The sequence below is a fragment of the Micromonospora sp. USAFONa4 genome, assembly GCF_057197825.1.
Map to the genome: position 1 here is coordinate 5,545,192 of NZ_CM170072.1, position 26,746 is coordinate 5,571,937.

19 protein-coding genes and 2 pseudogenes are annotated in these 26,746 nt (G+C 73.4%); 8 read left to right on the forward strand and 13 right to left on the reverse strand.

Annotated features, from left to right (window positions below):
- Window positions 1-197 precede the first annotated feature (197 nt).
- A pseudogene (locus AC0OO9_RS24395) lies at window positions 198-356 on the forward strand (DapH/DapD/GlmU-related protein); the annotation flags it as partial.
- Between the two features lie 47 nt (window positions 357-403).
- Here the strand turns inward: AC0OO9_RS24395 and AC0OO9_RS24400 are convergent.
- On the reverse strand, window positions 404-1,588 hold the full coding sequence (locus tag AC0OO9_RS24400; protein WP_484512643.1) for a glycosyltransferase: 1,185 nt from the start codon (window positions 1,586-1,588) through the stop codon (window positions 404-406).
- Window positions 1,589-1,824: 236 nt separating this feature from the next.
- On the opposite strand from AC0OO9_RS24400, the gene AC0OO9_RS24405 reads away from it, so the two are divergent.
- A complete protein-coding gene (locus AC0OO9_RS24405) occupies window positions 1,825-2,955 on the forward strand; it encodes a glycosyltransferase (RefSeq protein ID WP_484512644.1) in 1,131 nt (376 codons plus the stop codon).
- Between the two features lie 92 nt (window positions 2,956-3,047).
- A pseudogene (locus tag AC0OO9_RS24410) lies at window positions 3,048-4,076 on the forward strand (glycosyltransferase family 4 protein); the annotation flags it as partial.
- Between the two features lie 114 nt (window positions 4,077-4,190).
- Here AC0OO9_RS24410 and AC0OO9_RS24415 read toward each other — a convergent pair.
- Window positions 4,191-5,525, reverse strand: a complete 1,335-nt coding sequence (locus tag AC0OO9_RS24415; RefSeq protein WP_484512646.1) for an O-antigen ligase family protein — start codon at window positions 5,523-5,525, stop codon at window positions 4,191-4,193.
- A gap of 155 nt (window positions 5,526-5,680) precedes the next feature.
- A complete protein-coding gene (locus AC0OO9_RS24420) occupies window positions 5,681-7,075 on the reverse strand; it encodes a hypothetical protein (RefSeq protein WP_484512648.1) in 1,395 nt (464 codons plus the stop codon).
- Between the two features lie 377 nt (window positions 7,076-7,452).
- Between AC0OO9_RS24420 and AC0OO9_RS24425 the strand changes: the two genes are divergently transcribed.
- The 4 genes from AC0OO9_RS24425 to wecB are packed head-to-tail and all read left to right on the forward strand — an operon-like array spanning window position 7,453 to window position 11,970.
- Window positions 7,453-8,493 carry an SDR family NAD(P)-dependent oxidoreductase gene (locus tag AC0OO9_RS24425; RefSeq protein WP_484512650.1) on the forward strand — a complete coding sequence of 347 codons (1,041 nt, stop codon included), beginning with the start codon at window positions 7,453-7,455 and terminating at the stop codon, window positions 8,491-8,493.
- Complete coding sequence (locus tag AC0OO9_RS24430; protein WP_484512652.1) at window positions 8,487-9,614, forward strand: polysaccharide biosynthesis C-terminal domain-containing protein; 1,128 nt, start codon at window positions 8,487-8,489, stop codon at window positions 9,612-9,614. The genes AC0OO9_RS24425 and AC0OO9_RS24430 overlap by 7 nt, the downstream gene beginning before the upstream one ends.
- The gene (locus tag AC0OO9_RS24435) at window positions 9,611-10,849 is read left to right on the forward strand and encodes a glycosyltransferase family 4 protein (RefSeq protein WP_484512654.1); all 1,239 of its coding nucleotides are present in this window, start codon (window positions 9,611-9,613) and stop codon (window positions 10,847-10,849) included. The genes AC0OO9_RS24430 and AC0OO9_RS24435 overlap by 4 nt, the downstream gene beginning before the upstream one ends.
- On the forward strand, window positions 10,846-11,970 hold the full coding sequence (wecB, locus tag AC0OO9_RS24440; RefSeq protein ID WP_132235836.1) for a non-hydrolyzing UDP-N-acetylglucosamine 2-epimerase: 1,125 nt from the start codon (window positions 10,846-10,848) through the stop codon (window positions 11,968-11,970). Before AC0OO9_RS24435 ends, wecB begins: the two co-directional genes overlap by 4 nt.
- Before the next feature lie 61 nt (window positions 11,971-12,031).
- On the opposite strand, the gene AC0OO9_RS24445 is transcribed toward wecB, so the two are convergent.
- The 6 genes from AC0OO9_RS24445 to AC0OO9_RS24470 all read right to left on the reverse strand — a co-directional run bounded on the left by AC0OO9_RS24445 (window position 12,032) and on the right by AC0OO9_RS24470 (window position 20,413).
- Window positions 12,032-13,903, reverse strand: coding sequence for a polysaccharide biosynthesis protein (locus AC0OO9_RS24445; RefSeq protein WP_484512656.1), 1,872 nt, complete (start codon window positions 13,901-13,903; stop codon window positions 12,032-12,034).
- A 148-nt stretch (window positions 13,904-14,051) separates the two neighbouring features.
- Window positions 14,052-14,696, reverse strand: a complete 645-nt coding sequence (locus tag AC0OO9_RS24450; RefSeq protein WP_132235840.1) for an acetyltransferase — start codon at window positions 14,694-14,696, stop codon at window positions 14,052-14,054.
- Complete coding sequence (locus AC0OO9_RS24455) at window positions 14,693-15,841, reverse strand: DegT/DnrJ/EryC1/StrS family aminotransferase (RefSeq protein WP_484512658.1); 1,149 nt, start codon at window positions 15,839-15,841, stop codon at window positions 14,693-14,695. The genes AC0OO9_RS24450 and AC0OO9_RS24455 overlap by 4 nt, the downstream gene beginning before the upstream one ends.
- The gene (locus AC0OO9_RS24460; protein WP_484512660.1) at window positions 15,838-16,548 is read right to left on the reverse strand and encodes a sugar transferase; all 711 of its coding nucleotides are present in this window, start codon (window positions 16,546-16,548) and stop codon (window positions 15,838-15,840) included. Before AC0OO9_RS24460 ends, AC0OO9_RS24455 begins: the two co-directional genes overlap by 4 nt.
- 415 nt (window positions 16,549-16,963) lie before the next feature.
- Window positions 16,964-17,398, reverse strand: a complete 435-nt coding sequence (locus AC0OO9_RS24465; protein WP_484512661.1) for a hypothetical protein — start codon at window positions 17,396-17,398, stop codon at window positions 16,964-16,966.
- A gap of 528 nt (window positions 17,399-17,926) precedes the next feature.
- Window positions 17,927-20,413 carry a Tex family protein gene (locus AC0OO9_RS24470; RefSeq protein ID WP_484512663.1) on the reverse strand — a complete coding sequence of 829 codons (2,487 nt, stop codon included), beginning with the start codon at window positions 20,411-20,413 and terminating at the stop codon, window positions 17,927-17,929.
- Window positions 20,414-20,625: 212 nt separating this feature from the next.
- On the opposite strand from AC0OO9_RS24470, the gene AC0OO9_RS24475 reads away from it, so the two are divergent.
- Window positions 20,626-22,137 (forward strand): deoxyguanosinetriphosphate triphosphohydrolase family protein, encoded by a 1,512-nt coding sequence (locus AC0OO9_RS24475; protein ID WP_421458116.1) that lies wholly within the window; start codon window positions 20,626-20,628, stop codon window positions 22,135-22,137.
- Between the two features lie 6 nt (window positions 22,138-22,143).
- Here the strand turns inward: AC0OO9_RS24475 and AC0OO9_RS24480 are convergent, their stop codons facing one another.
- From AC0OO9_RS24480 to AC0OO9_RS24495, 4 genes are all read right to left on the reverse strand, one after another.
- A complete protein-coding gene (locus AC0OO9_RS24480; protein WP_484512665.1) occupies window positions 22,144-23,289 on the reverse strand; it encodes an MBL fold metallo-hydrolase in 1,146 nt (381 codons plus the stop codon).
- Between the two features lie 111 nt (window positions 23,290-23,400).
- On the reverse strand, window positions 23,401-24,402 hold the full coding sequence (locus tag AC0OO9_RS24485; RefSeq protein ID WP_484512667.1) for a serine hydrolase: 1,002 nt from the start codon (window positions 24,400-24,402) through the stop codon (window positions 23,401-23,403).
- Window positions 24,403-24,488: 86 nt separating this feature from the next.
- Window positions 24,489-25,433: an SDR family NAD(P)-dependent oxidoreductase gene (locus tag AC0OO9_RS24490; protein ID WP_484512669.1), complete on the reverse strand. Its 945-nt coding sequence runs from the start codon at window positions 25,431-25,433 to the stop codon at window positions 24,489-24,491.
- Entirely contained in the window at window positions 25,430-26,614 is a 1,185-nt protein-coding gene (locus AC0OO9_RS24495) for a zinc-dependent alcohol dehydrogenase (protein WP_484512671.1), read from the reverse strand. Before AC0OO9_RS24495 ends, AC0OO9_RS24490 begins: the two co-directional genes overlap by 4 nt.
- Window positions 26,615-26,746 lie beyond the last annotated feature (132 nt).

Here is a 26,746-nt window from a genome sequence, read left to right on the forward strand (position 1 = left end):
AGCTCGGCTCCGACGTGGACCTGGGCTACCGGCCCGTGCTGATGGCCGCCCGCAGCCGCATCCGGATCGGCAGCAACGTCATGTTCGGGCCGGAGGTCACCATCCGAGGCGGCAACCACCGCATCGACCGGGTGGGCGTGCCGATGATCGCGGTGTGTAAGCAGCCGGGGGACGAGGACCACGACCGGGGCGTCACGATTTGCGACGACGTCTGGGTGGGGACCCGGGCGATCATCCTGCAGGGCGTCACCGTAGGCCGTGGCGCGGTGATCGGCGCGGGAGCCGTGGTCACCCGTTCGGTTCCGCCGTACGCGATCGTCGCCGGCAACCCGGCACGGGTCATCCGGCTCCGCTGGCCGGTCGAGACGATCATCAGGCACGAGCGGGAGCTGTATCCGCCGGATCAGCGTCTCGACGCTGGCGAACTGGCCGCACTGGCGGAGTTCGCGCCACCGGCTCCGCGATCGTCGCCGGCCACGAATCCACTCACCGCCGGCCTCCAGGACCGGTAGTCGAAGGAACGGGCCCGGTCCTGGGCGTACCGGCTCATCCGCCACCACTGTGGGTCGTCGAGGGTGAGCGCCCGGGCCAGCCCGGCTCTGACGTGCTCGGCGGAGGGGCCGGCCAGGACGATTCCCTCACGGCCGTCGACGATGTGTCGGGCCAGGTCGCTGGTGTGGTTGAGCAGGACGGGACAGCCGGCCGCCAGGCTCTCCGGCACCTTCGAGGGGAACCCGGCCTGGGCGTAGCCGACGGTCGGGCGTACCAGCACCGAGAAGTGCGCGCGGGCCAGTTCTTCGAGCACCTGCCGGCGTGACAGCCGGCCCAGGAAGGTGACCTGATCACCGAACTCGGCCAGGGCGGATTCGTCCAGGTCGGAGACGTTGGCGGCCTGGTCCCGGCTCATACCGGCGATCACCAGCCGCACCCTGGCGCGCTCACCAGGCGGTAGCAGGCGAATTCCTTCGAGTACGACAGCCAGTAGATCCTTAGGGCCGGCGGAGCCGGCGTAGAGCAGTCGCAGGCCGTCGCACAACGAGGCAGGTGCGGGGTCGTCATAGTCGGCGCAGTCGACCTGGGGCGGCACCACCATGGTCCGCCGACCGCGTCGGAGAAAGTGCCGTTCCAGGGTTTCGGAGATGGCGATGACGCGGTCCGCCGTGCGGCCGGCAAGAAAGGTGGACCATCGGTGCCGGATGAAGTATGGGGTCAGGCGTCCGTGCGGAAACTGCTCCGGGTCGTGCCGTTCCACCACGTCGACGGTCAGTGGACAGCGCAGCACCACCCGCAGGACAGCCCAGGTGGTGAGGGTCCACAACCCGAGTGGCAGGTAGACCCCGGTCAACTGGTCGGTTCGTATCCCTGCCCGCCGCAACGCCGCGAGTACTCGCAGGGGACGGGTGCGCTGATGCAGCCAGCGACCGAACCGGCCACCACCGCCGCCGGGCAGCGTGATGAGTCGTACGTCGGATGGCAGGTCCGGGCCTGGACCGGGCGGGCTGTCGCCGGCAGGCCAGTCGTTGACGACCAGTGTGACGGTGCCCTCGGGGGTGGCGGAACGCGCCAGGTGGAGCAGCCGGTTCGACATGGCGTCTCCGTGTGGGAACCGGTAAGCCCCGAGGACCATCAGTCTCGGCAGGACCTCACTCCGATCTCCTCGGATCTGCGCCGAAATGGTGGGCGACTCCTGCTCTTCCATGCCATCCTTCCGCCTTGCCCACATAAACACCTATCAGGGCGATTGTCGGTGTTACTCTACGCACTCTCACTGTCACCAACGACCGCGCAGCCGGTCGGTGCCGCCGAGGTCGAAGTGGAGTGTCCGTGGAGCCATCCGCCCCGCCGGTCGGTAGGGACCGGCCGTCCCCGCCGCGCGGCCGGTCCCGACCGGTCGTCGTGCAGCACTCGGCCGGCCGTCCCGGCGCCAACGGCCCGCTGACCGCCGTGCAGCGGGTGCTCGCCTCGCCGCTGGCCGAGCGTTACGAGTTCGTGCGCATGCACCAGAGCGCGGGCAACGGGGGCGTCGACGCCACGCTGTTGCGCGAGTGGGTGCGCCTGCTCCGCCGGGCGCGACCGGACGTGGTGCACGTGCGGGGGTTGCAGAACGAGGGCTTCCACGGCGTCCTCGCCGCCCGGCTGGCCGGCTGCACCAGGATCCTCGTCACGGTGCACGGCACGGTCCGTGACCTGCGACAGGGCGGCCGAGGCTGGCGGCGTCGCCTGCTGACGCACGGCGCCGAGCCAGCGACCCTGCGCATGGCCAGCCACTATGCCACCGTCTGCGAGTACGCCGCCGGACGGGACTTCCTGCGTCCGTACGCCGGGAAGTTCGTCGGTGTCATCCCCAACGGGGTCCCGGTGCCGCCCGACCCTACGGCGGCCCGCGACCGGGTCCGCGCCGAACTGAGTCTCCATCCCGACGACGTGGCCATGATCGCGGTGGCCCGGCTGACCTGGGAGAAGGGGTACAGGGTCCTCGCCGACGCGCTGCACCGGCTGCCGGTCGCCGGCGGCCGGCGGGTCCTGCTGGTCGCCGGTGACGGACCGGACCGGGCCGGAATCGTGGCGGCACTGGCCGGTGCGGCCGGGACCGAGGTGAGGATGCTGGGTAACCGGCTGGACGTGCCGGAGCTGCTCTCCGCAGCGGACATCTTCGTCTTCCCCACACTGCACGAGAACCTGTCCAACGCGCTGCTGGAGGCGATGGCGTACGGACTGCCGGTGATCGCGTCAGCGGTGGGCGGCAACGTGGAGGTGCTGCGTTCCGGCGGTGGCCGCCTCGTGCCGGCGGGGGATCCGGAGCCTCTGGCGGCGGCGTTGGCGGGGCTGCTCGCCGACCCGGCGGAGCGGCACCACCTGGGGCAACTGGGTCGGAAGGTCGTCAGCGAAGGTTACAGCCTCGACGGGATGCTCCGGGCGCTCGACGGCGTCTACGGTCGGATGCTGCGCCGGTGAGCGCCCCCGACGGCGGCCAGGTCCGGGTCGTCCTGCTCGGCTTCACCGTGCCGGACGACCTCTTCGATCAGATCATGGGCCGGGACACGATCATGCCCGTCCAGACGCACACCTTTGCCTGGGGCCTGGCCCGCAGCCTGCGTGCGGCGGGTTGCCCCGTGCATCTGCTCTCGACGGCTCCCGTGTCCAACTGGCCCGGCAACCGCCAGTTCCTGTTCCGCTCTGGGACGTTCCGGCAGGACGGGGTGGACGGGCAGTTGCTCGGCTTCGTCAACGCGCTCGGACTGAAACACCTCACCCGGTTCGTGAACGTGTGGCGGAGCGGCACCCGGGTGCTGCGGCAGCAGGAGGCGGACGTGCTGTTGGTGCACGGGGTGCACTCGCCCTTCCTCTGGTTCGGCGCACTGCGTGGACGTCGCCTCGGCGTACGGGTGGTCCCGGTGCTGACCGACCCGCCGAGCGTCGTCCTGCCCACGGACGGCCGGCTGGTCCGGTCGTTGCGTCGACTGGATCGGGCCCTGGTCCGCGCCGCGCTGGCCCGCTGCTCCGGAGTGGTCACGCTGACCGACGCGCTCGCCGAGGACTTCGCCCCGGACCTGCCCCGGCTCGTCATGGAGGGCATATTCAACCCGGTTGGCGCCGGGTCCGGCGCCACCGACCGGGCACCGGCCGCACCCGGGACCCGCGAGATCGTGTACGCCGGCGGACTCACCCGGGCGTACGGCGTCGACCGCCTGATCGAGGCGTTCCGAGGGCTGCCGGGTAGTGATCTACGGCTGCGGGTGTACGGCCGGGGCGAACTCGACGAGTGGCTCCGCGACCAGGCGGTTCTCGATTCCCGTATCGCACCGCCTGAACTGCTGCCGCGGCACGCGCTGCTGCCGCGGCTGGCCCGGGCCGCCGTGCTGGTGAACCCCCGGCCGGTCGGACAGGACTTCGTGCGCTGGTCCTTCCCGTCGAAGCTCATCGAGTACCTCTCCACCGGCGTCCCGGTTGTGACGACCCGGCTTCCGGGCATTCCGGAGGACTACGCGCCGTGGCTGGTCTTCGCCGACGTCGACACGGCCGAAGGGCTGCGGGAAGCCGTCGACCGGGCGCTGCGGCTGCCCATCGAGGAGCGCGCCCGGATCGGGCTCGGTGGCGCCGACTTCGTCCAGGAGACTCGTGGTCCGGCGGCGCAGGGGCGACGGATGCGCGACTTCCTGGCGGCGCAGTCCCGTACCGGGCTCAGACCGTCAGGGATACCCGGCACGCACGCTGATCGCCCGGCGGGGCACCGGTCGCCTCGGCAGGGGCGGGTCGGAGCGCCGGCGTCGACGTCGACCGCCGCGCGGCAGGGCCAGCGCCACGGGCAGTCGGGACCAGAGCGCGAGCACCATCCACGCGAACGGTGAGATCTCCCAGTGTCCGCTCAGCCAGATTGGCGTCCACCCGACGACCAGGACTCCGACCAGGAGGCCGTTGCTGCGTGCGGATGTCGGTCTGGCACTCCGGATCACCTGACTGATCATCGCGATGAAGACGACGATTCCCACCAGGCCAACGTCGTTGCCGAGAGTGAGCAGCAGCGAGTGCGCGCCGATCCCCAGGTACGGATTGGTGCTCGGGAACGCCCCCACACCGATGCCCACCAGCGGTGATTCCCAGAAGGACGCCTCTGCGATCGGCCAGACGAGCAGCCGCCCGGAGAGGTCGTCCAGCGGTCTGTTGAAGACGCTGTCCAGCCAATCCGGACGATGCCGGCTGAGATGTCCGAAGGGCACGACCACAAGCAGGAGAGCCGACAACGCCACCGACCAGGCCCAGGCGTGCCGATACAGCAGGGTGACGAGCAGGTAGCCGGCAACGGCCGCGAGGGCGATGAGGGTCGCCCTGGTTCCGGTCAGCACGGTCGCGTGGACGAACAGCGGGAAGAGCGTCCAGAGCCCGACTCGGACGAGTCGGTTTCCGACCCGGGCGACCAGGAGCATCACGCACACGAGGGTGCCGGTGGTCAGCGCGTAGGCGGTGTAGTTGATCCCCACGCCATCCAGACCGACACGTAGTGCGGGTTCGTCGATGTTGCCGGCGAGGATGAGCCGGACCGCTGTCCAGACCGTGCCAGCGAGCAGGGCGCCGGCCACCACCAGCAGCCGCCGCCGAGTGGTCAGCACGTGTCGGGCGGCGATCATGAGCAGCGCGACGGTCCACCAGGCATGCACGGCGACCTGACTGGCGGCCACGTCGCGGGTCCACATCAACGACGCGGTGGCCCATCCGCAGAGCAGCAGCGCCAGGTGGTCCAGGGGGCCGAGCCGGGGAAGCCGACCATTGCCGATCAGCGCGAACCCGGCCAACCACAGCCCGAATCCGAACACCAGACCGGGGTCGACGGGCGCGAGGGCGGCGGCGACGGCGAGCGGCGGTACGCCGAGCCAGGCCAACCTCCACCGCGTCTCCTCCGGCGCGGCGTGTGCGGGCCCGGCTGCGCGGGTCAGGTGGAGAGAGGCCCGGGTCGTCGCCGCGACGCCGGCCGTCCTCGTCCCCGAGCGGCCCAGCACGGACCCGTGCGCGTCGTACCGTCGACTCACGGCGAATCTCCTCCCGCAGGCGGCGGCCGGCCGGGCCCGCCCGGTTCGGGTCGGGGTGTGCGGGGCCGCAGGCACACCCACGCGTCGAACGACGGGTCGCCGCCGGCCCTGTCCGTCTCGGGAGGGTCAACGATGCAGAGGATTCGAGGTGGTGCTCACCGCGCCAGGCGTACGTGTCGTCGAACCGTGAGCCAGACCATGACGACCAGCAGGGTGGCCAGGCCGATCACCGTGGGACGGGACAGACCCAACTGGTTGTTGGCCGGGATGTAGGCAACGAGCAGGCAGAGTTGGACGAAGAGCAGCGTCGGCAGGATCCGACGGGACCGGGTGGCGCCGAGCCACATGGCGGCGAAGAGCCAGCCCAGAAGCGCCATGAACAGCACGGTTCCCGGATAGGTCAGGTCCGAGGCCAGCCAGGGATAGATGGTCGACCAGTACATGCCCGCCGGCCATCCGGTTCGGCTCTCCGTTCGGACCGGGTACGAGGGATGGCGGGCGGTGTCGGCGCCGAGGTACTGCTCCGCGTACGAGGCGACCGCCGGGGTGCTACCGAGCCCGCGCGACCAGACGAACGGCGTCTCCAGGTTGTAGGCCAATCCCAGGTAGCCGTGTGTTGGGTAGATGACCAGCGCGGCTACACCGGTGGCGAGATGCGACCCGACCACCCGTTCGACCGTGGGGTTCGGGCGGACCCGGTCCTGGGTGCCGAACTGGCTCACCCGGTCCGCCTGGCTGCTGACCATGTACGCGCAGAACAGGGCCGTGACGACGACGATGATCGTCAGTGACCGCCGTCGTGCTGCCCGTCGGATCCTCGATCGCGCTCGGTCACCGTCGCGAGCGGCGGACACGAGCAGGCCGGCGGCGATCATGACGACGAAGTCCCCGAGGCCCTTCAGAGTGCCGATGTAGAGGAAGAAGAGCGCGTAGACGCCCGTACCGGTGAGCCCGAGCAGCCGGATGCCACCCGACAGCCGCCGCCAGTGGATGACGAGCAGCGGGACCAGCGCGGCACCTAGGACCCCGAGCAGGGTCAGCACCTGGACCGCCGGATTGACCCGACCGCTGTCCTGCTGGTCCTGGTATACCGCGAACTTGTTGGCGTAGGCCTGCGCCGGATCCTGGAGGCTGGCGACGATGTCGCCCGGCCCGTTGGCGCCGTACTCGAGGAGGAGGGCCGCGCCGAGGGCAAGGTGGTAGACGGCGCTCGCCACGACCAGTTGCCGGGCCCGTCGCTCGTCTGCCAGCGGATTCACAGTCCCGGCCGTGCTCCCCGCCCGGCGCCGGACGCGCACGACGTAGCCAGTGGCGAAGGCGGCGGTCGCGGCGAACACGAAGAGGCACAGCCGAGCGGGATTCGGCACCTGCTCCGCCAGGGCACCGGTCCAAAACAGTCCGAACGTTCCGAGCATCCAGGCAGCGGCGATCAGCAGTGGCAGCCAGAGGTGGATCGGCTTCTGGCGCCCGGGGGCGGCCTGAGTTCCCGAGGACGGCGCCGTCGCTTCCGTCATCGACCGGAGCTGCCCCTCCCGGACCGCTGTCGTCATGGTCACGGCTGGTGCCCCCGTATCGGTACTGGTCCGTCGGGTGCCTCCCGACGTGGTGGTTCCACTGACCCCGGTGCTGTCCGTTCACCACAGCCGCTGCCTGTCGAGACACTCGGCGTGGTGCTGCCACCGGCCTGCTGACTGGTGTTATAGCAGCCCGCAATAGGGCAATTTGCCCTTTTCGCCGAATGGAGCTGCCGATGCGGCGCAGTGGCGACCTGCGGTGGTGCGAGTGCCGGGCAGTGAAGCGGACACTGTCCGTTCGTCCTGTTTTGCCGTTTCCAGACCTGGCCCGGCTCGTTGCGGGAGGTGTGACCGCCGCCTCGTGACCTGCGGCGCGGCCGTCGCGATCCCAGAACCGAGACGGGGAGCAACCAGTGACGTATTCGACCAACGGCCGCCGGGTCCTCATCACCGGCGGCACGGGTTCCTTCGGCAGGACGATGGTCCGCCGCCTCCTCGACCGCGGCGTCGGCGAGGTCCGGGTGCTCAGCCGCGACGAGGCCAAGCAGGACGACATGCGCCGGCAGCTCGGCGACGACCGGGTCCGCTACCACGTCGGGGACGTGCGCGACTACGACTCGGTGCTGCGGGCCAGCCGGGGGATCGACCACGTCTTCCACGCGGCGGCGCTCAAGCAGGTGCCCTCGTGCGAGTTCTTCCCGCTGGAGGCGGTGCGGACCAACGTCCTGGGCAGCGCCAACGTCGTCGAGGCGGCGGAGCGCAACGGCGTCGGCTCCGTGGTCGTGCTGAGCACCGACAAGGCCGTCCACCCCGTCAACGCGATGGGGATGAGCAAGGCCATGATGGAGAAGGTCGCCCAGGCGCACGCGCGGAACAACCCGAACAGCGCGACCACGGTCTCCTGCGTCCGGTACGGCAACGTCATGTACTCGCGCGGCTCGGTGATCCCGCTGTTCATCGAGCAGATCAAGGCGGGCCGGGCGCCCACCGTCACGGACCCGGGGATGACCCGCTTCCTGATGTCGCTGGACGACTCGGTGGAGCTGGTCGAGCACGCCTTCCAGCACGCCCGGCCCGGCGACATCTTCATCCGCAAGGCCGTCGCCTGCACCGTCGGCGACCTGGCCGAGGCGGTCTGCGAACTCTTCGACGTGCCCGCCAAGCTCGACGTGATCGGCGTACGGCACGGCGAGAAGCAGGACGAGACGCTGGCCAGCCGGGAGGAACTCGCCCAGGCGGACGACTTCGGCGACTTCCTCCGGGTGCCGCTGGACGCCCGCGACCTCAACTACGCGCTCTACGTCTCCGAGGGCGAGCTGGGCCGGGGGCCGCGGGAGGACTTCAACTCCGCCAACGCGCCGCGGCTGGGCGTACCGGAGATCGTCGAGCTGCTGAGGACGCTGCCGGAGGTACGCGCGGAGCTGGCCCTGCGGGACCCGGTGCTGGCGTGCTGAGGCTGGCCGTCACCGGCGCCGGCGGCTTCCTCGGCTGGCACGTGCGGGTGCTGCTGCGCGTCCTCGGGCGGCCGGAGCCGGTCGTCGTCACCCGGGCCGACCTGACCGACCCGGAGCGGGTCGCGGCGAAGCTCGACGGCGTCGACCGCGTGCTGCACCTGGCCGGGGTCAACCGGGGCGAGCCGGCCGACGTGGCCGCCGGCAACGTGCAGCTCGCCGCCCAGCTCGCGCAGGGCCTCAAGCACTGCCCGACGCCACCCGGCGCGATGGTCTTCGCCAACTCGGTGCAGGCCGGCAACGGCACCCCCTACGGCGACGCCAAGGCCGCCGCCGCCGGCATCCTGGCCGACACGGGCCTGCCGTTCGACGACGTCCTGCTGCCCAACCTGTACGGCGAGCACGGCCGGCCGTACTACAACTCGGCGGTCGCGACGTTCTGCCGGCTGCTCGCCGAGGGCGGGCTGCCGGAGGTGCACGGCGACCGCGAGCTGAGCCTGGTGCACGTCACCGACGCGGCGGCCCGGCTCGTCGGCGTCCCGGCCGGCGGCTCGTGGGACCCCGCCATGCCGGCGCTGCGGACCGGCGTACGGGCCCTCGCCGACCGGCTCGCCGACGTCGCCGCCACCTACCGCACGGGCGAGCTGCCGGCCCTGGTGGACCGGCACGACGTGCGGCTGTTCAACACCTACCGATCGCACTGCTTCCCGGCGCACTACCCGCTGGCGCTGCCGCGCCGGGCGGACGCCCGGGGCGAGCTGGTCGAGACGGTCCGGACGCACGGGGGAGGCGGCCAGACCTTCTGCTCCACCACCCGCCCCGGCATCACCCGGGGCGAGCACTTCCACCTGGCCAAGGTGGAACGCTTCGTCGTGCTGCGTGGCACGGCGGAGATCAGCCTGCGCCGGGTCGGGGACACCGGGGTGGTGCGGTTCGCGGTCTCCGGCGACGAGCCGGCGCTCGTGGACATGCCCACCATGTGGGCGCACAAGCTGGTCAACACCGGCGGCGACGACCTGGTCACCATGTTCTGGACGAACGAGCTGTTCGACCCGGACCGGCCGGACACCTGGCCCGAGCCGGTGGAAACGGGCCGGCCGGAGCGCGCCGTGGCCGCCACGTGAGGATCGGCCTGGTCAGCCAGTGGTACCCGCCCGAAGGGGTGTTCATCCCCGGCAACCTGGCGCGGCAACTGGCCGAGCGCGACCACGACGTGCGGGTGCTCACCACCTTCCCGAGCTACCCGCACGGCCGGATCTTCCCCGGCTGGCGGCAGCGCTGGCGACACGTCGAGGCCGACGGGCCGGTCGCCGTGCGGCGGGTGCCCGCCTATCCCAGCCACGACACGTCCGCCGCCCGGCGCGCGCTGAGCCACCTGTCCTTCGGGGCCAGCAGCGCGCTGGGCGGCGTTCGCTGGTTGGGAGGCGTCGACGTTACCTACGTCTACCACCCGCCACCCACCTCCGCGGCTGCGGCGGCGCTGGTCCGCCTGGCCCGGCGTACGCCGATCGTGCTGCACGTCCAGGACCTGTGGCCGGAGTCGGTGCTCGGCTCGGGCATGGCGCCCGCCGGCCGGGCGGGCCGGGTCCTGGAGCGCGGCGTCGCCGCCCTGATGCGCGCGACGTACCGCCTGGCCGGCGCCGTGGTGGTGATCTCGCCGGCGATGGCCGACCTGGTAGTGGCCCGGGGCGCGGACCCGGACCGGGTGCGGGTGGTGTGGAACTGGACCGACGACGCGCTGTTCCGGCCGGTGCCGGCCACCGACGAGGCCCGCGCGGCGCTCGGCCACCGCGGGCGCTGCACGGTGATGTTCGCCGGCAACATCGGCCTGCTGCAGGGGATCGAGACCGCGATCCGGGCGGCGGCCGTCGTGCGCGACCGGATCGACCTGGTGCTGGTGGGCTCCGGCGCCGGCGAGGAGGCCGCGCGCCGGCTCGCCGCGGATCTCGGCGCCGACAACGTGCGGTTCGTCGGCCGGCGGCCCGCCGAACGGATGGCCGCGCTGTACGCCGCCGCCGACTGGCAGCTGGTCTGCCTGCGCGACCTGCCCGCGCTGCGCGGCAGCATCCCGTCGAAGTTGCAGGCCGCGCTGGCCTGCGGCAGTCCCGTGATCGCGTCGGTGGGCGGCGACGCCGCGGCCCTGGTCCGCTCGGCCGGGGTCGGCCTCGTCTCCCCGCCGGGGGACTGGCGTGCGCTCGCCGCGCGCTTCTCCGTCGCGGCGGCCGAGTCCGCGGACGCCCGGGCGGAACTGGGTCGGCGGGCCCGACGGGTCTACCAGGAGCGCATGTCGCTGCGGGTGGGCGTGGACCAGTTCGAGGACATCATGACCAAGCTGGCAGCAGAGAGAGGACGGGCATGACCCGGATCATGACGGTGGTCGGCACCCGACCGGAGATCATCCGACTGTCCCGGGTGATCGCCCGGCTCGACGACACCGTGGACCACCTGCTGGTGCACACCGGGCAGAACTGGGACAGCACCCTCTCCGACGTCTTCTTCAAGGAGCTGCGGCTGCGCGAGCCGGACCGCTTCCTGCGGGTGGACACCTCGTCGCTCGGCCGGGTGCTGGGCGGCGTGCTGGTCGGCATGGAGGCGGCGATCGCCGAGACGCGGCCGGACGCGCTGCTCGTGCTCGGCGACACCAACAGCTGCATCGCCGCGCTGATGGCCCGGCGGATGCGGGTGCCCGTCTACCACATGGAGGCCGGCAACCGCTGCTTCGACCTCAACGTCCCCGAGGAGACCAACCGGCGGCTCGTCGACCACGTCGCCGACTTCAACCTCGTCTACACCGAGCACGCGCGGCGCAACCTGCTGGCCGAGGGGCTGCACCCGCGCCGGATCCTGCACACCGGCTCGCCCATGCGGGAGGTGCTGGAGCACTACCGCGCCGACGTCGCCGCGTCGGGCGTCCTGCGCCAGCTCGACCTCGCGCCCGGCCGGTACTTCGTGGTCAGCGCGCACCGCGAGGAGAACGTGGACCAGCCGGACCGCCTCCAGCGCCTGCTCGACTGCCTCCGGGCCGTCCGCGACCGGTGGGGGCACCCGGTGCTGGTCTCCACGCACCCGCGTACCCGCAAGCGGCTGGAGGCGCTGGCGCCCGACGCCGCCGCCCTCGACGGGATCGCGTTCCACGAGCCGTTCGGCCTCTTCGACTACGTGCACCTGCAGACGAGGGCGTTCTGCACGCTCTCCGACAGCGGCACGATCAGCGAGGAGGCCGCGATCCTCGGCTTCCCCGCCGTGACGCTGCGCGAGTCGATCGAGCGCCCCGAGGCGCTGGACGCCGGCGGGATCATCATGACCGGGCTCGACCCGCAGGGCGTCGTGGAGGCGGTCGAGGTCACCGTGGCCCAGGTGGCCGCCCAGGGGGTGCCGTGCCCCGTCGACTACCGGGTCCCGGACACCTCCCGCCGGGTGGTCGACTTCATCCTCTCCACCGTCCGCCGGCACCACGACTGGGCGGGCATCCGCCGCTGAGCCGTACCGCGAGGGCCGGCGACCGGAGCATCCCGGTCGCCGGCCCTCACCGTGTGGCGCTTCAGCGGGACAACGGCACCTGCACCGAGGCGCGGGGGATCGGCACGACCGGGTGGTCGCAGAGCGCGGCGAGCTGCGCGGCCACCTTCTCCGGATCGTCGTACGGGTCGAGCCCGCTGACCTCGATCGGGTCCAGGGCGGGCACCGCCACGTGCGACACCAGCGGGTGCAGCGGCCGGGTGTCGGTCTCGCCGGTGCCGAACAGGTCCTCGTGCAGCTTCTCGCCGGGGCGCAGCCCGGTGTAGACGATCGGCACGCCGCTCTCCGCCTGCTCGGCCAGCTGCCGGGCCAGGTCGGCGATGCGGACGGGCTCGCCCATGTCCAGCACCAGCGCCTCCCCGTCGCGGCCGATCTCGGCGGCCTGCAACACCAGGTGCACCGCCTCCTGCACCGTCATCAGGTAGCGGGTCACCTCCGGGTGGGTGACGGTGAGCGGGTGGCCCAGCTCGATCTGCCGCTGGAACGCGGTCACCACCGAGCCGCGGCTGCTCAGCACGTTGCCGAAGCGGACGCTGAGGAAGGTGCCGGGGAACCGGGAGGCGGCGTGCGCGGTCAGCCGCTCGGTGATCCGCTTCGAGTAGCCGAGGACGCTTATCGGGTCGGCCGCCTTGTCGGTGGAGATGTTGACGAAGCGGGCCACGTCGCGGCACGCGTCGAGCACCGAGAGGGTGCCCCAGACGTTCGTCTTCACCGCCTCGCCGGGGTGCCGCTCCAGCAGTGTGAGGTGCTTGAGGGCGGCGGCGTGGAAGATGACGTCCGGCCGGCGCTCGCGGATGATCCGCCGGATGCCCTCGTCGTCGCGCAGGTCGGCGAGGATCAGCTCGGGACCGTCCAGCATGGCCCGGCCGGTCAGCGACATCTGGAGGCCGTGCAGGGCCGACTCGTCGCGGTCGAGCATCATCAGCTCGCCCGGGTCCGCCTTCATCAGCTGCCGGCACAGCTCCGAGCCGATGGAGCCGCCGGCGCCGGTGACGAGAACCCGTCGGCCGCTGAGCCCATTGCCGCTCAACGCCATGTCGGCGACCACCTGCCGGCGGCCGAGCAGGTCGTCGATCTGCACGTCGCGGACGTCGGTGACGGTGATCCGGTGGTCGACGAGGTCCCGGACCGGAGGCAGCACCTTGAACGTCGCCCCGGTCCGGAGGGTGGCCTCGCGGATCTGCCGGATCAGCGCGGCGTCGGCGTTGGCGACGGAGAAGATCACCGTCGTCGCGCCGGTGCGCCGTACGGCCGCCGCCACGTCCTGACGGCCGCCGAGCACGCGTACGCCGCCGATGCGCAGGTCCCGCTTGTCGGGGTCGTCGTCGAGGGCGCCCACGGGCCGGTAGCGTCCACGCGGATCGCCGAGCATGGCCCGCAGCAGCCCCTGCCCGGCGTCGCCGAGCCCGAAGAGCAGCACGGGGTTGGAGGACCGGGCGTCGGGCCGCATGGCGAGGTCGCGGCGGTGCCGGTAGGTGAACCGGGCGGTCAGCATGAACAGCAGCGCCAGGGCGCCACCGACCAGCGGCGTGCTCGCCGGCACCGGTCGTACGCCGGCCGGCAGCAGCCCGATCAGCATGATCGCGGCCGTGGTGGCCGCCGTGCCCGCGACCCCCTGCACCTCCTGGAGGCTGCCCAGCGGGTGGCGTCCGGAGTAGATCCGGCGGACCGCCGCGACGGCGACGTGCACGACGGCGGCGAGGGCGCCGCAGGTGGCGGCACGCGCGAGCTGGCCGGAGGCCAGGTCGAGTTCGTAACGGAACCAGACCGCTGCGGTGAACCCACCGATCCAGGCGGTGCTGTCGGTGGCGAGGAATCCGATGGTGCGGCGACGCGCCCTGGCCCGGTGTGAACTCTGTTCACCGAGTCGGGTGGCCTCTGCTTCGGGCGGCATCTGTGCTCCCTGTCCGTCTCCGAGGGCTTCCGCTACAGGCGAAAGGAGCTTTTAGGCTCTTTAGGTTGATACATGCCCGAACATGATTTTTGGGGACTTTCGGGTTTGATGACCGAATTTTCGTCCGTGGGGCGGAGGGCTCGTCGGGTCAACGGGCGGGCACGCCCTTGACCACGACACCGTCCGGCACGTCCCGGACGACGCAGGCGCCCGCCCCCACGGTGCTGTCCCGGCCCACCCGCAGGCCCTGCAGCACGGCCGCCGTCGTGCCGACCAGCACCCCCTCCGCCAGGTGGCAGTCGCCCGAGACGGCGGCCAGCGGATTGACCGAGACGAAGTCGGCGAGGGTGCAGTCGTGCCCGACCGTGGCGTTCTGGTTGAGGTGCACGTGCCGGCCGAGCGTGACGTTGGTGGTGACCCGGGCCCCGGCGAAGGCGACGAGGCCCGGGCCGTGCACCGTGTCCGGCCCGATCGTCGCCGCCGGATGCACGAGGCTCGCCGCCGGCGTGCCGTACGCCTCGACCCGGGCGGCGACCGCCCGCCGCACGCGCGGGTCGCCGATCCCGATGACGTGGTGCGCGTCCGGGGGCGCGTCGCGCAGCCAGGCGACCCCGCCGAGATAGGGCACGTCGAGCCGTTGCACCCGCTTCAGGTTCTCCTCGGAGGGCCGGTCGTCGACGAACCCGAGGAGGCGCCAGCGTGGCCGACCGGCGGCGACGTCCATCGCCCGCGCGATCGTGAGGACCTCCCGGCCGTGCCCGCCGCAGCCGACGACCACCAGCGGGACCGTCACGCCGTCGACCCTCCCGTGCGGGCCGCCAGGAACTCGTCGACGGCGGCGAGGACGAGGCCGACCTGGCGCTCGTTCATCGCGCTGCCGCTGGGCAGGGCCAGCCCGTCGGCGAACAGCCGCTCGGCCACCCCGGTGAGGAGGCACTCGGCGTCGGCGTACGCCGGTTGCAGGTGCATCGGCTTCCAGACCGGGCGGGTCTCGATGTCCCGCCCCGCCAGGTGGGCGGCCAGGTCGGCGGCCCGCCAGCCGGCCCGCTGCGGGTCGACCGCGATGGTGGTCAGCCAGCAGTTGGAGCCGGGGTCCTCCACGCCGAGCAGCCGCACGCCCGGGATCGGGGCGAAGAGCTTGGCGTACTGGTCGCGCAGGTGCCGGCGGCGGGCGATCATCCCGTCCAGCCGGACGAGCTGGGCGCGGCCCAACGCGGCGAGCAGGTTGCTCAGCCGGTAGTTGTAGCCCGTCTCGCGGTGCTCGTAGTGCGGCGTCGGCTCGCGGGCCTGGGTCGACAGGAACCGGGCCCGGGCCAGCAGGGCCGTGTCGTCGGAGACGAGCATCCCGCCGCCCGAGGTGGTCATGATCTTGTTGCCGTTGAAGGAGAGGATGCCCACCTGTCCGAAGGAGCCGGCGGGCCGGCCGTGATGGGTCGCGCCGAGGGCCTCCGCGGCGTCCTCGACCACCGGTACGCCCGCCGCCGCGCAGACCGGGGCCAGCGCGGTGTGGTCGGCGCAGCTGCCGAAGAGGTCGACGGGGACGACCGCGCCGACGCGCTGTCCCCGCAGGACGAGTGCCCGGATCAGCTCGTCCACGAGGGCCACGTCGACGTTCCCGGAGTGCGGGTCGCAGTCGACGAAGACCGGCCGGGCACCGGCGTAGCGGACCGCGTTCGCGCTCGCCACGAACGTCAGCGTCGGCACGATGACGGCGTCCCCGGGCCCGACTCCCACTCCGAGCAGCGCCAGGTGCAGCGCCGCCGTGCCGGAACTCACGGCGACGGCCCCTCGCGTGCCCACCCGCGTGGCGACCTCGCGCTCGAACGCGTCGAGGTCCGGGCCGACGGGCGCGACCCAGCCGGACCGCAGGGCCGCGACGACGTACGACTCCTCCAGCGGCCCGACGTCGGGCGGGGACAGGTGGATGGTCCCGCTCATCGGCCACCTCCGGCGGGGACGGTGAGGGTGGCGTCCGGTCCCGGCGCTGCGGGGGCGGGCGGGGGCGTGCCGAGGAACTCGGGCGCCGTGGCCGAGCCCGCCGCGGAGATACCCTCCCGGCGCAGCACGGTGCGGACGGTCGCGGCGAGGATCGACAGGTCCAGCCGCAGGCTGCGGTGGTCGACGTACCAGACGTCCAGGTCCAGCTTCTCCTCCCAGCCCAGGCTGTTGCGGCCACGCACCTGGGCCAGCCCGGTGACGCCCGGCCTGACCTCGTGCCGGCGGGCCTGGGTGGGGGAGTAGCGCGGCAGGTACTCGGTGAGCAGGGGCCGGGGGCCGACCAGGCTCATGTCGCCGCGCAGCACGTTCCACAACGTCGGCAGCTCGTCCAGGCTGGTGGAGCGCAGGAAGCGCCCCAGCGGCGTCAGCCGGTCCCCGTCGCGCACCCGTCCCCGCAGCGGATCCGGCGGGAGCATGGTGCGGAACTTGACCAGCTCGAACACCCGGCCGTGCCGCCCCACGCGGGGCTGCCGGAACAGCACCGGCCGACCGAGTCCCGCCGCCACCAGCACCGCCACGACGAGGACCAGTGGCGCGGTCAGCACCAGCAGCACCACGGTCGCCAGCACGTCGATCGCCCGCTTCAGGGCCTCCGGTCGGGGCCGCTCCGCGAGGCTTCTTCCCGGCGTGTCCACGGAACCAGGCAAGGCTTCGACCTCCAGGGCAGAGTCGGGCACCAGTTGACAAACACGTTCTAACAGGGGCGAACACGCCAGCGGCGTGAAAACGCGACACTCGCCGTCGATCCCGACAGGTCAACCGCGCAACGGCCCGTCAGGACGCGGCCCGACGCCGAAGACGTGCCCCTCGACCTGCCCGCGTCGCGGTCCTGGTGGGGCGGCATGTGGGCCGCAGCCGGCCGGTCGCAGCCGCCCGCGAACGCGCAGGGCCGGCCAGCCCTCCGCCCCCGGCGGGCCGCTGCCCACCCGCCTGGCCGCTGCCACCCGCACCCGCCTGCCGATGCTCGGCGCTCCCGCCTGCCGATGCTCGGCGCTCCCGCCTGCCGATGTCCGGCGCTCCCGCCTGCCTACGCTCAGGGCGTCGCGTCCAGCCTGCCTACGCTCAGGGCGTCGCGTCGCCGCCTTCGAGCCGGCGGACCAGTAGCGTGCGCAGGGGGATCGACTCGCCGTCGCGTCCACCCGCGCCGACCACGAGCGGCGGCGGACTCGGCTGGGGCTCGACTCCGAACAGCAGGGCGCGCGGGCCGCCGGCCACGGTCAGCAGGTGGAACCGCCCGTCGACGTCGACGGCCCTGGTGCGGGCCCGGTCGACGTACCAGCCGCGCAGCCCCGTCCGGTAGCTGCCGCGCCCGTCGAGCCCTCGGGCCGTGAGCCGTTCCGTGGGCAGACCGCGCCGGGTCGCCTCGGCGACGAACCAACCGACCAGCTCCGCCGCCTCGGCGTGCTCGGCCGCCCGCCGGCGCTCGTCGGCCGCCGCGTGCGCCCGCACCGCCTGCCGCTGCCGTTCCCGCCACTCCAGGCCGTCGCCCCGATCCACGACCGCGACGGTACGCCCCACCGCCCGCCACCGGAAAGCACCACCGCGAGACCCACGCCGCCGGCCCGGTCTGTCGGTGGGCGAGTTCCGGGAAGCTCAGGCGTGCCCCCGCCGGCCCGGTCTGGCGGTGGCGCGTCTCGGGGACGCACCGGCGCACGCCTCGCCCCGGTCCGGCCCGTCGGGTGGCGAGTTCCGGGAGCACCACCGCGCCCTGCCGCCGGCCCGGTCGGTCGACATGCGCGCACCGCCGGGGGCTGATGGTCGTCAGCAGGTGCGCAGGCGACAGGTCGGCACGACGTTGTCGAGCTGAGTCGTCTGCGGCATCAGGCGGTTGCCTGAACCGTCGTCGAATCGTCTACGACATCAGCTCGACAGCGTCGTGCGTGCGTCCCGCGCCGCCCCGGAGTCCGGCCAGGTGGCCTGGACCCTGGCCGGATTCCAGACCCTGCGTGCCGCGTCGCTCCGGGCGTGGGCCGTGTCAGGCCAGTCCGGCCCGGGGCGCGTCAGGCCAGTCCGGCCCGGGGCGCGTCAGGCCAGTCCGGCCCGGCGCAGCGCGTCCGCCATGGCGTCGTTGGCCGGCGCGGATCCCGCTCCGCCACGGCCCTGCCGTTGCGCCCCGCCGCGCCCGCCGCCCTGCCCGGACTGACCGCCGCGCCCGCCGCCCTGGGCGCCTTGCGCGCCCCGGTCACCGCGTCCACCGCCCGGGCCGGGCTGGCCGCCCTGCCCGCCACGTTCGCCCCGCGCGACGCCCCGGTCGCCGCGCGGTCCGCCCTGCCCGCCGCGTTCGCGGCGCCCGCCGTCCGGGCCGCCGCGCCCGGTGCCCGCCTCCGCGTCGTCCTCCAGCCGGAGGGTCAGCGAGATCCGCTTGCGGGGCACGTCGACGTCGAGCACCTTGACCCGGACCACGTCGCCGGACTTGACCACCTCGCGCGGGTCCTTCACGAAGGTCCGAGACATGGCCGAGACGTGCACCAGACCGTCCTGGTGCACACCGACGTCCACGAACGCGCCGAACGCGGCCACGTTGGTCACCACGCCCTCCAGCACCATGCCGGGCACCAGGTCGCCGATCTTCTCCACCCCCTCGACGAAGGTGGCGGTGCGGAACTCCGGCCGCGGGTCGCGGCCCGGCTTCTCCAGCTCGGCGAGGATGTCGGTGACGGTGGGCAGGCCGAAGGTGTCGTCGACGAAGTCGGTGGCCCGCAGCCCCCGGAGGATGGCGCTCCTGCCGATCAGCGACCGCAGGTCCTGCCCCGTGGTGGACAGGATCCGGCGGACCACCGGGTACGCCTCGGGGTGCACGCTGGAGGAGTCCAGCGGGTCGTCACCGCCGGGGATGCGCAGGAAGCCGGCACACTGCTCGAAGGCCTTCGGTCCGAGCCGGGCGACCTTCTTCAGCTCCGACCGGGTGCGGAACGGACCGTTCGCGTCGCGGTGCAGCACGATGTTCTCCGCCAGCCCGGCGCCGATGCCCGAGACCCGGGTCAGCAGCGGCGCGGAGGCGGTGTTGACGTCGACGCCGACCGCGTTGACGCAGTCCTCCACCACCGCGTCCAGCGACCGGGACAGCTTCACCTCCGACAGGTCGTGCTGATACTGGCCGACCCCGATCGAGCGCGGGTCGATCTTCACCAGCTCGGCGAGCGGGTCCTGCAGGCGGCGCGCGATGGAGACCGCGCCGCGCAGCGAGACGTCCAGCCCGGGCAGCTCCTGGGAGGCGTACGCGGAGGCGGAGTAGACCGACGCGCCGGCCTCGGAGACCACCACCTTGGTCAGGTTGAGCTGCGGGTACCGCTTGATCAGCTCGCCGGCGAGCTTGTCGGTCTCCCGGCTGGCGGTGCCGTTGCCGATGGCGACCAGCTCGACGCCGTGCGCCCCGGCCAGCCGGGCGAGGGTCTCGATCGAGGCGTCCCACTGCCGGCGCGGCTCGTGCGGGTAGATCGTGTCGGTGGCGACCACCTTGCCGGTGGCGTCCACGACGGCGACCTTCACGCCGGTACGCAGGCCCGGGTCCAGCCCCATGGTGGGCCGGGTGCCGGCCGGCGCGGCGAGCAGCAGGTCACGCAGGTTGGTCGCGAAGACCCGCACCGCCTCCTCCTCGGCCGCCTGCCACAGGCGCATCCGCAGGTCCGCCCCGAGGTGGATGAGGATCCGCGTACGCCAGGCCCAGCGCACCGTGTCGGTCAGCCACCGGTCCGCCGGCCGGCCCTGGTCGGTGATGCCGAACCGCCCGGCGATCGCCGCCTCGTAGCGGCTCGGCCCGGTGACCACCGCGTCGGCCTCGCCAGCCTCCTCGGGCTCCATGGTCAGGTCGAGCACGCCCTCCTTCTCGCCCCGGAACATGGCGAGGATCCGGTGCGAGGGCAGCTTCGGGTACGGCTCGGCGAAGTCGAAGTAGTCGGCGAACTTCGCGCCGGCCGACTCCTGCCCGTCGCGTACCCGGGAGGCCAGCCGGCCCCGCGACCACATCTGCTCGCGCAGCGTGCCGATCAGGTCGGCGTCCTCGGCGAAGCGCTCGATGAGGATGGCGCGGGCGCCCTCCAGGGCGGCGGCGGCATCGGCCACGCCCTTCTCCGCGTCCACGAAGCCGGCGGCGGCCTGGCGCGGGTCCTGGCCCGGGTCGGTCAGCAGCGACTCGGCGAGCGGCTCCAGCCCGGCCTCGCGGGCGATCTGCGCCCGCGTGCGGCGCTTGGGCTTGTACGGCAGGTAGATGTCCTCCAGGCGGGACTTCGAGTCGGCCGCCATGATCTGCGCTTCCAGGGCCTCGTCGAGCTTGCCCTGACCGCGGATCGACTCCAGCACCGCCGCGCGCCGCTCGTCCAGCTCGCGCAGGTAGCGCAGCCGCTCCTCCAGGGTGCGCAGCTGGGTGTCGTCGAGCAGGCCGGTGGCCTCCTTGCGGTAGCGGGCGATGAACGGCACGGTGGCGCCGCCGTCGAGCAGCTCCACGGCCGCCCGTACCTGGCGCTCGGCGACGCCGAGCTCGTCGGCGATCCGCTGATGAACAGAGAGGGTCACGATCTCGATCCGCCTTCGGTGTGGGTTCCGCCCTGCATTGTGCCGGCCCGCACCGACGCCCGTCGCCGCCCCCGCCCCGGCGTGCCGCCCACCCCTCCCACCGCTGCCGGCGGTGTAAGGAAGGGCCCCCTCCTGTCGCCTGCGGTAGAGGAAGGGGCCCTTCCTTGCACCGCCCCGCCCGCGACGCCGCCCGCTGCGCTAGCGTGGCGATCATGGAAAATCCCGTGGACCCGCGCGCCCGGCGGCTCTTCGGCGGCAGCGCCCGGGCGCTCGGCGACCTCGCCACCAGCCCGTTCCGGGCCGACCGCGACCGCATCGTCGCCTCACCGTTCTTCGCCCGGCTCAACGGCGTGACCCAGGTGGTGAGCCCCGGCGGCTCCGGCCTGCTCGTGCACAACCGGCTGACCCACAGCCTCAAGGTGGCGCAGGTGGCGCGCGCCATCGCCGAGCGGCTCACCGCCGACGAGGCGCACCGCGACCTGCTGGAGAAGCTGGGCGGCTGCGACCCGGACGTGGTGGAGGCCGCCGCGCTCGCGCACGACCTCGGCCACCCGCCGTTCGGGCACCTGGGCGAGCGGGTGCTGGACCGGCTGGCCCGGCAGCGGCTCGGCCTGACCGACGGGTTCGAGGGCAACGCCCAGTCGTACCGGATCGTCACCAGCACCGAGATCCGCGGCGCGGCGACCACCGGCCTGGACCTCACGGCGGCGGTGCGGGCGGCGCTGCTGAAGTACCCGTGGACGCGGCTGGACCATCCCGACCCGCACCCCCGGCTGCTGGACCCGCCGCCGCGCGGCGCCACCCCGCCGCCGGACGACCCGGACAGCGGCTCGTCGAAGTTCGGGGCGTACCGGACCGAGCTCGGCGACCTGCGGCAGGCCCGGGAGCCGTTCGTGGGGCGCATCCCGGACTGGCAGCAGACCCCCGAGGCGTCGATCATGGACACCGCCGACGACGTCGCGTACGCGATCCACGACGTGGAGGACTTCTACCGGGTCGGGGTGCTCCAGCAGGGCGCGGTGGCCGCCGAGCTGATGGCCTGGCAGCGCGAGAGCGGGCACTTCCGGGCCATCACCGACGCGGCCCTGGCCGCCGCCGCCCGCCGGCCCGGCTCGGCGATCGAGCGGCTGCGCCGGCAACTGCACCGCAAGGACGCCTGGATCGCCGACGACGAGGCGTTCGCCGCCGCCGTCGAGCACGTCCGCGAGGAGTTGGTGGAGGGGCTGCTCGCCATGCCCTTCGACGGCTCCATCGAGGCCGAGCAGTACGTGGCCCGGTTCTCCGCCCGGTGGACGACCCGCTTCGTCGACGCGATCACCGTCGTCGAGCAGCCGGCGGTCCGCTCCGGCCACGTGCTGCTCGCCCCCGCGCAGTGGCACGAGGTGCAGGTGCTCAAGTTCGTCCACCACCGGTTCGTGCTGGCCCGGCCGGACCTGGCCCTGCACCAGCGCGGGCAGGCCCGGCTGCTGGGCACCCTGGTGGAGGCGTTGCTGGAGTGGCTGCTCGACCCCGAGGAGGAGTCCCGGCTGCCGCGCCGCCTGCACGACCTCGTGGAGCTGGCCGAGGCGGAGCTGCACCCGCGTACGCCGGACCGGATCGGCAAGGCCCGCGGGCGGGCGATCGTCGACTTCGTCGCCCAGCTCACCGACGGCCAGGCGGTCGCCATGCTGGACGCCCTGTCGGGCCGCTCCGGGGCGCTCTGGACCGACGCCTTCGTCCTCTGAGGGCGCTCAGGCGACGGCCTGCCACCAGCCGTCGACGGCCGGCGGGTCGTCCACCACCACCCGTTCGCCGGGGCGGGGCACGGCGAGGCGCACGTCCCGGGCCTTCGCCTCGGCCCAGATCCGGTCCACCGGCTCGGACCAGTCGTGCAGGGCGAGGTTGAACGTCGCCCAGTGCACCGGTAGGAGCAGCCCGCCGCGCAGGTCGAGGTGGGCGGCGACGGCCTCCTCGGGGAACATGTGGATGCTCGGCCAGGCCCGGTCGTACGCCCCGATCTGCACCAGCGTGACGTCGAACGGCCCGTGCCGCTCGCCGATCTCGGCGTAGCCGTCGAAGTAGCCGGAGTCGCCGGTGTAGAAGACCTTGCGGTGCGCGCCGGCGACCACCCAGGAACTCCAGAGCGTCCCGTCGCGGCGCAGCCCCCGGCCGGAGAAGTGCTGTGCGGCGGTGGCCGTGATCTCCAGCCCCGCCAGCCGGTGGCTCTCCTCCCAGTCCAGCTCGACGATCCGCCCGGCCGGTACGCCCCAGCGGTCCAGGTGCGCGCCCACGCCCAAAGGCACCAGGAACGGCGCCGACTGCAGGGCGGTCAGCGCGTGGACGGTCGCCATGTCGAGGTGGTCGTAGTGGTCGTGCGAGATCAGGATCGCGTCGACCGGGGGCAGTTCGTCGAGGCGTACCGGCGGCTGGTGCAGGCGGCGCGGGCCGACCAGGGTCGACGGGGAGCACCGGTCGCTCCACACCGGGTCGAGCAGCACCCGGCGGCCCTCGATCTCGATCAGCGCGGAGGCGTGGCCGTACCAGACGACGTTCAGCTCACGCCCGGCGTCGGTGGCCGGGGCGGCGCCCGGGCGCGACAGCGGCACGGCGACGCTCGGCCGGCGCTTCTGCTTGCCGAAGATCAGCTCACGGACGAGGTTGCGGTCGGGGGTGCCGGCCATCGAGCGGGAGCCGCCCGGGTTGCGGAAGACGCCGTCGTGGAACCGGGGCGAGCGGGCGGCCCGCTCCGCGCGGGCGCCGGTGAGCCGGCCGCCGAGCGCCGCCGGCACGTCCCGGGCCACCCACGCGAGCCCGGCGAGTGCGGCCAGCCCGGCCGCCCCGCGTAGCCGCCGCCCGAGTGCCCGGTCGAGTCCCGCGCGTTGCGGTGCTGCGCCCATCGTCGTCCCTCCGCCGGTGTCCCGTCGTACACGGTAGCCCGGCCACCAGGGGACCGGCGGAAGGTCGGCGGGGCCTGCCGGGTCGGCGGGCCCCGCACGTCGCGGGGCGGCTCAGCCGCCGTTGCTGGGCCGCTGGGCGGTCGGCCGGTGGGTGACGCCGGTGCCGGTGAGGCGGTCCACCGAGGCCAGGAAGCGCCGGCCCATCCGGGCGCGGGCCTCGACGGCGGGGTGCGTCGCGCCGTAGTCGGCCGGCTCGGCCTGCCCGTCGGCGAAGAGGGCGTACGTCAGCACGGGCGCGCCCGCCGTGTCGAAGATCACCCCGGCCTCGTGCCGGGCGTCGGCGAACCAGCCGGCCTTCGTGGCGACGCGGGCCCGCTCGGTCGAGGACATGACCCGCCGGATCCCGTCGGTGTACGCGACGGGGGCGCGCAGCAGCCGCAGCACGAACGCCGTGCCGGCCGGCGAGAGCAGCGTGCCGGCCACCAGCGCGCGCAGCAGGTCGTGGGTCTCCCGGGGGGTGCTGGTGCCGAGGAAGAACCGGTTGGGGTTGGCGACGGGCTGCACCTGCGTGTTCGGGAAGCCCTTGCCGCGCAGGATCGCGTTGAGCTCGGCGGCCGGGCAGACCAGGCCGCACAGTCGTACGGCCGTGTCGTCGGAGACGGTCAGCAGGTTGGCCAGCACGTGCCCGAGCGTCACGAAGCTCGGGTACGCCCCGTCGAGGCTGAACATGCCGTCCCCGCCGGGCACCACGATCGCCTCGGTCACCTCGACCCGCTGGTCGAGCGTCAGCAGTCCCCGGTCGACCTTGTCGAGCACCGCCACGGCGACCGCGATCTTGTTGACGCTGTACGCCTCGATGCGCCGGTCCGGCTCGTCGGACACGGCCACCACCGGGGGGCCGGCCGGGTCGGCGACGCTGACGTACGCCTGCCAGTTGCCGCCCGCTGCCACCGTCTGCCGCTCGTATATCGCGGCCACCCGGCGGGCGGCCTGCCCGGGCGTCGCCGGAGCCGGTTCGGCGACCTCGGGGGCGGCGGACGCCGGCGTGGCGGCGCCGAGCACCGTTCCCGCCGTGGCCACCGTGCCCAGTCCCAGCGCGGTCCTGCGGTTCACCCGGATAGTCAATCGTCTCTCCCGTCGTGGTGGGCCGGCCCACCACCCTAGGCGAAACGATCGACGCCGGTGATCCCGCGCGGCGCTCACGGCAGCCGGCGCCGGACGGCCGCCACGACCGGGCCGGGCAGTTCCCCGACGGCCCGCGCCACCCGCTGGAGGTCGGGCAGCCAGCCGCCGCGCACCGACGCGGCGGCCGGGTCCGGCGCGAACACCGTGCCGTCGTGCGGTGCGACCGGCCGGCCGGTCAGCCCGAGCAGTCGCATCAACGGCCCGACGAGGGCGTCGTAGACGCCCGGCAGCATGGTGAAGCCGACCCGCATGACCAGGTTGACCCGGCCCACCGACACCTCCCGGCGGGGCCGGTCGGCGCAGTCCACGATGGCCCGCGCCACCCGCTCCGGGGTGGTGACGGGCGGCGGGGGCCGGCCGGCCCGGCCGAGGTAGTTCGCGGCCCGCTGGTAGACCGGGGTGTCCACACTGCCCGGGTTGACGATGCAGACGTGCACCCCCGGGGTCTCCCGGGCCTCCTGCTGGAGGGTGCGGGTCAGCCCCTGCAGTCCCCACTTGCTCGCCACGTAGCCGCTCATGTAGGGCGCGGTGATGTGGCCGAGCACCGACCCGGTGAGGATCAGCGTTCCCCCGCCGTCCGCCGAGAAGCGGCGCAGCGCCACCCGGGCGACCGCGGCGGCGGCGAGCAGGTCGGTGCGCACCACCTGCTCGAAGACCCGCTCCGGGGTCTCCTCGAACCGGCCGTACGCCATCACGGCCGCCGTGTGCACCCAGACGTCGATGCCGCCGAAGCGGTCGAGGGCCGCGTCGGCGAGCGCCGTCAGCGCGCCGTCGGCGGTGATGTCGGTGGGCACCTGGAGCACCTGCGCCCCCGCGGCCCGGCACTCGTCGCGCACCGCGGCGAGGGCGACGGGGGAGCGGGCGGCGAGCACGAGGCGGTCCCCGCGTGCCGCGAAGGCCCGGGCCGCCGCCCGGCCGATCCCGCTGGTCGCGCCGGTCACGACCACCGTCCGGGTCACGGTGCGAGCACGACCTTGACGCAGCCGTCCTCCTTCTTCTGGAACATCTCGTACGCCTGCGGCGCCTCCGCCAGCGGCACCCGGTGGGTCCGCAGGTCCAGCACGCCCAGCGGGTCGTCGTCGCCGGAGAGCAGCGGGATGATCTCGTCGGTCCACCGGCGCACGTGGCACTGCCCCATCCGCAGCTGGACGCCCCGGTCGAACATCTCCATCAGGGGCATCGGGTCGACCTCGCCGCCGTAGACGCCGGAGATGGAGACCGTGCCGCCACGCCGGACGGCCTTGAGCGCGGCCTTGAGCACGACCAGCCGGTCGACGCCCGCCTTGTCGGTCATGGTCTGGGCGAGCTTGTCCGGCAGCAGCCCGGCGGCGGTCTGGGCGAGCTTGCCGAGGGGCGCGCCGTGGGCCTCCATGCCCACCGCGTCGATGACGGCGTCGGGGCCGCGCCCGTCGACGAGGTCGATCAGCGCGCTGGGCACGTCGTCCAGTTGGCTGACGTCGAGCACCTCGATGCCGTGCCGGCGGGCCATCGCCAACCGCTCCGGCACCAGGTCCAGCCCGATGACCCTCCCCGCGCCGAGGTGCCGGCCGATGCGGGCGCAGAGCTGGCCGACCGGCCCGAGCCCGAAGACGGCGAGGGTGCCGCCGGGCGGGGTGTCGGCGTACTTCACCGCCTGCCAGGCGGTCGGCAGGATGTCGGACAGGTAGAGCCAGCGCTCGTCGGGCCCGGTGTCGGGCACCTTGATCGGGCCGAACTGGGCGTGCGGCACCCGCAGGTACTCCGCCTGCCCACCGGGCACCGAGCCGTAGAGCGACGTGTAGCCGAACAGCGCGGCGCCCTTGCCCTCGGCGGTGACCTGGGTGGTCTCGCACTGCGCGTACAGCTGCCGGTCGCACATCCAGCAGGAGCCGCAGGAGATGTTGAACGGCACCACCACCCGGTCGCCCGGCCTGAGCCTGGTCACCCCCGCGCCCACCTCCTCGACGATGCCCATCGGCTCGTGGCCGAGGACGTCGCCGGGCTTCAGGTACGGCCCGAGCACCTCGTACAGGTGCAGGTCGGAGCCGCAGATCGCGGTCGAGGTGATCCGGACGACGGCGTCGGTCGGCTCCTCGATCCGCGGATCGGGCACCTCCTCCACCCGTACGTCCCGCTTGCCCTGCCAGGTCAGTGCCTTCATGTCCCGTCGTCCCTCCTCGTGCCGTCCCCGAGGTTGCTACCCGCCCCCGACGACTTGAACCGGCGGCCCACCCGGCGGCGGTCACCTGGTCGCACCGCGCGCTGGGACCGCGGCTGCGCCTTCCGGCCGGTC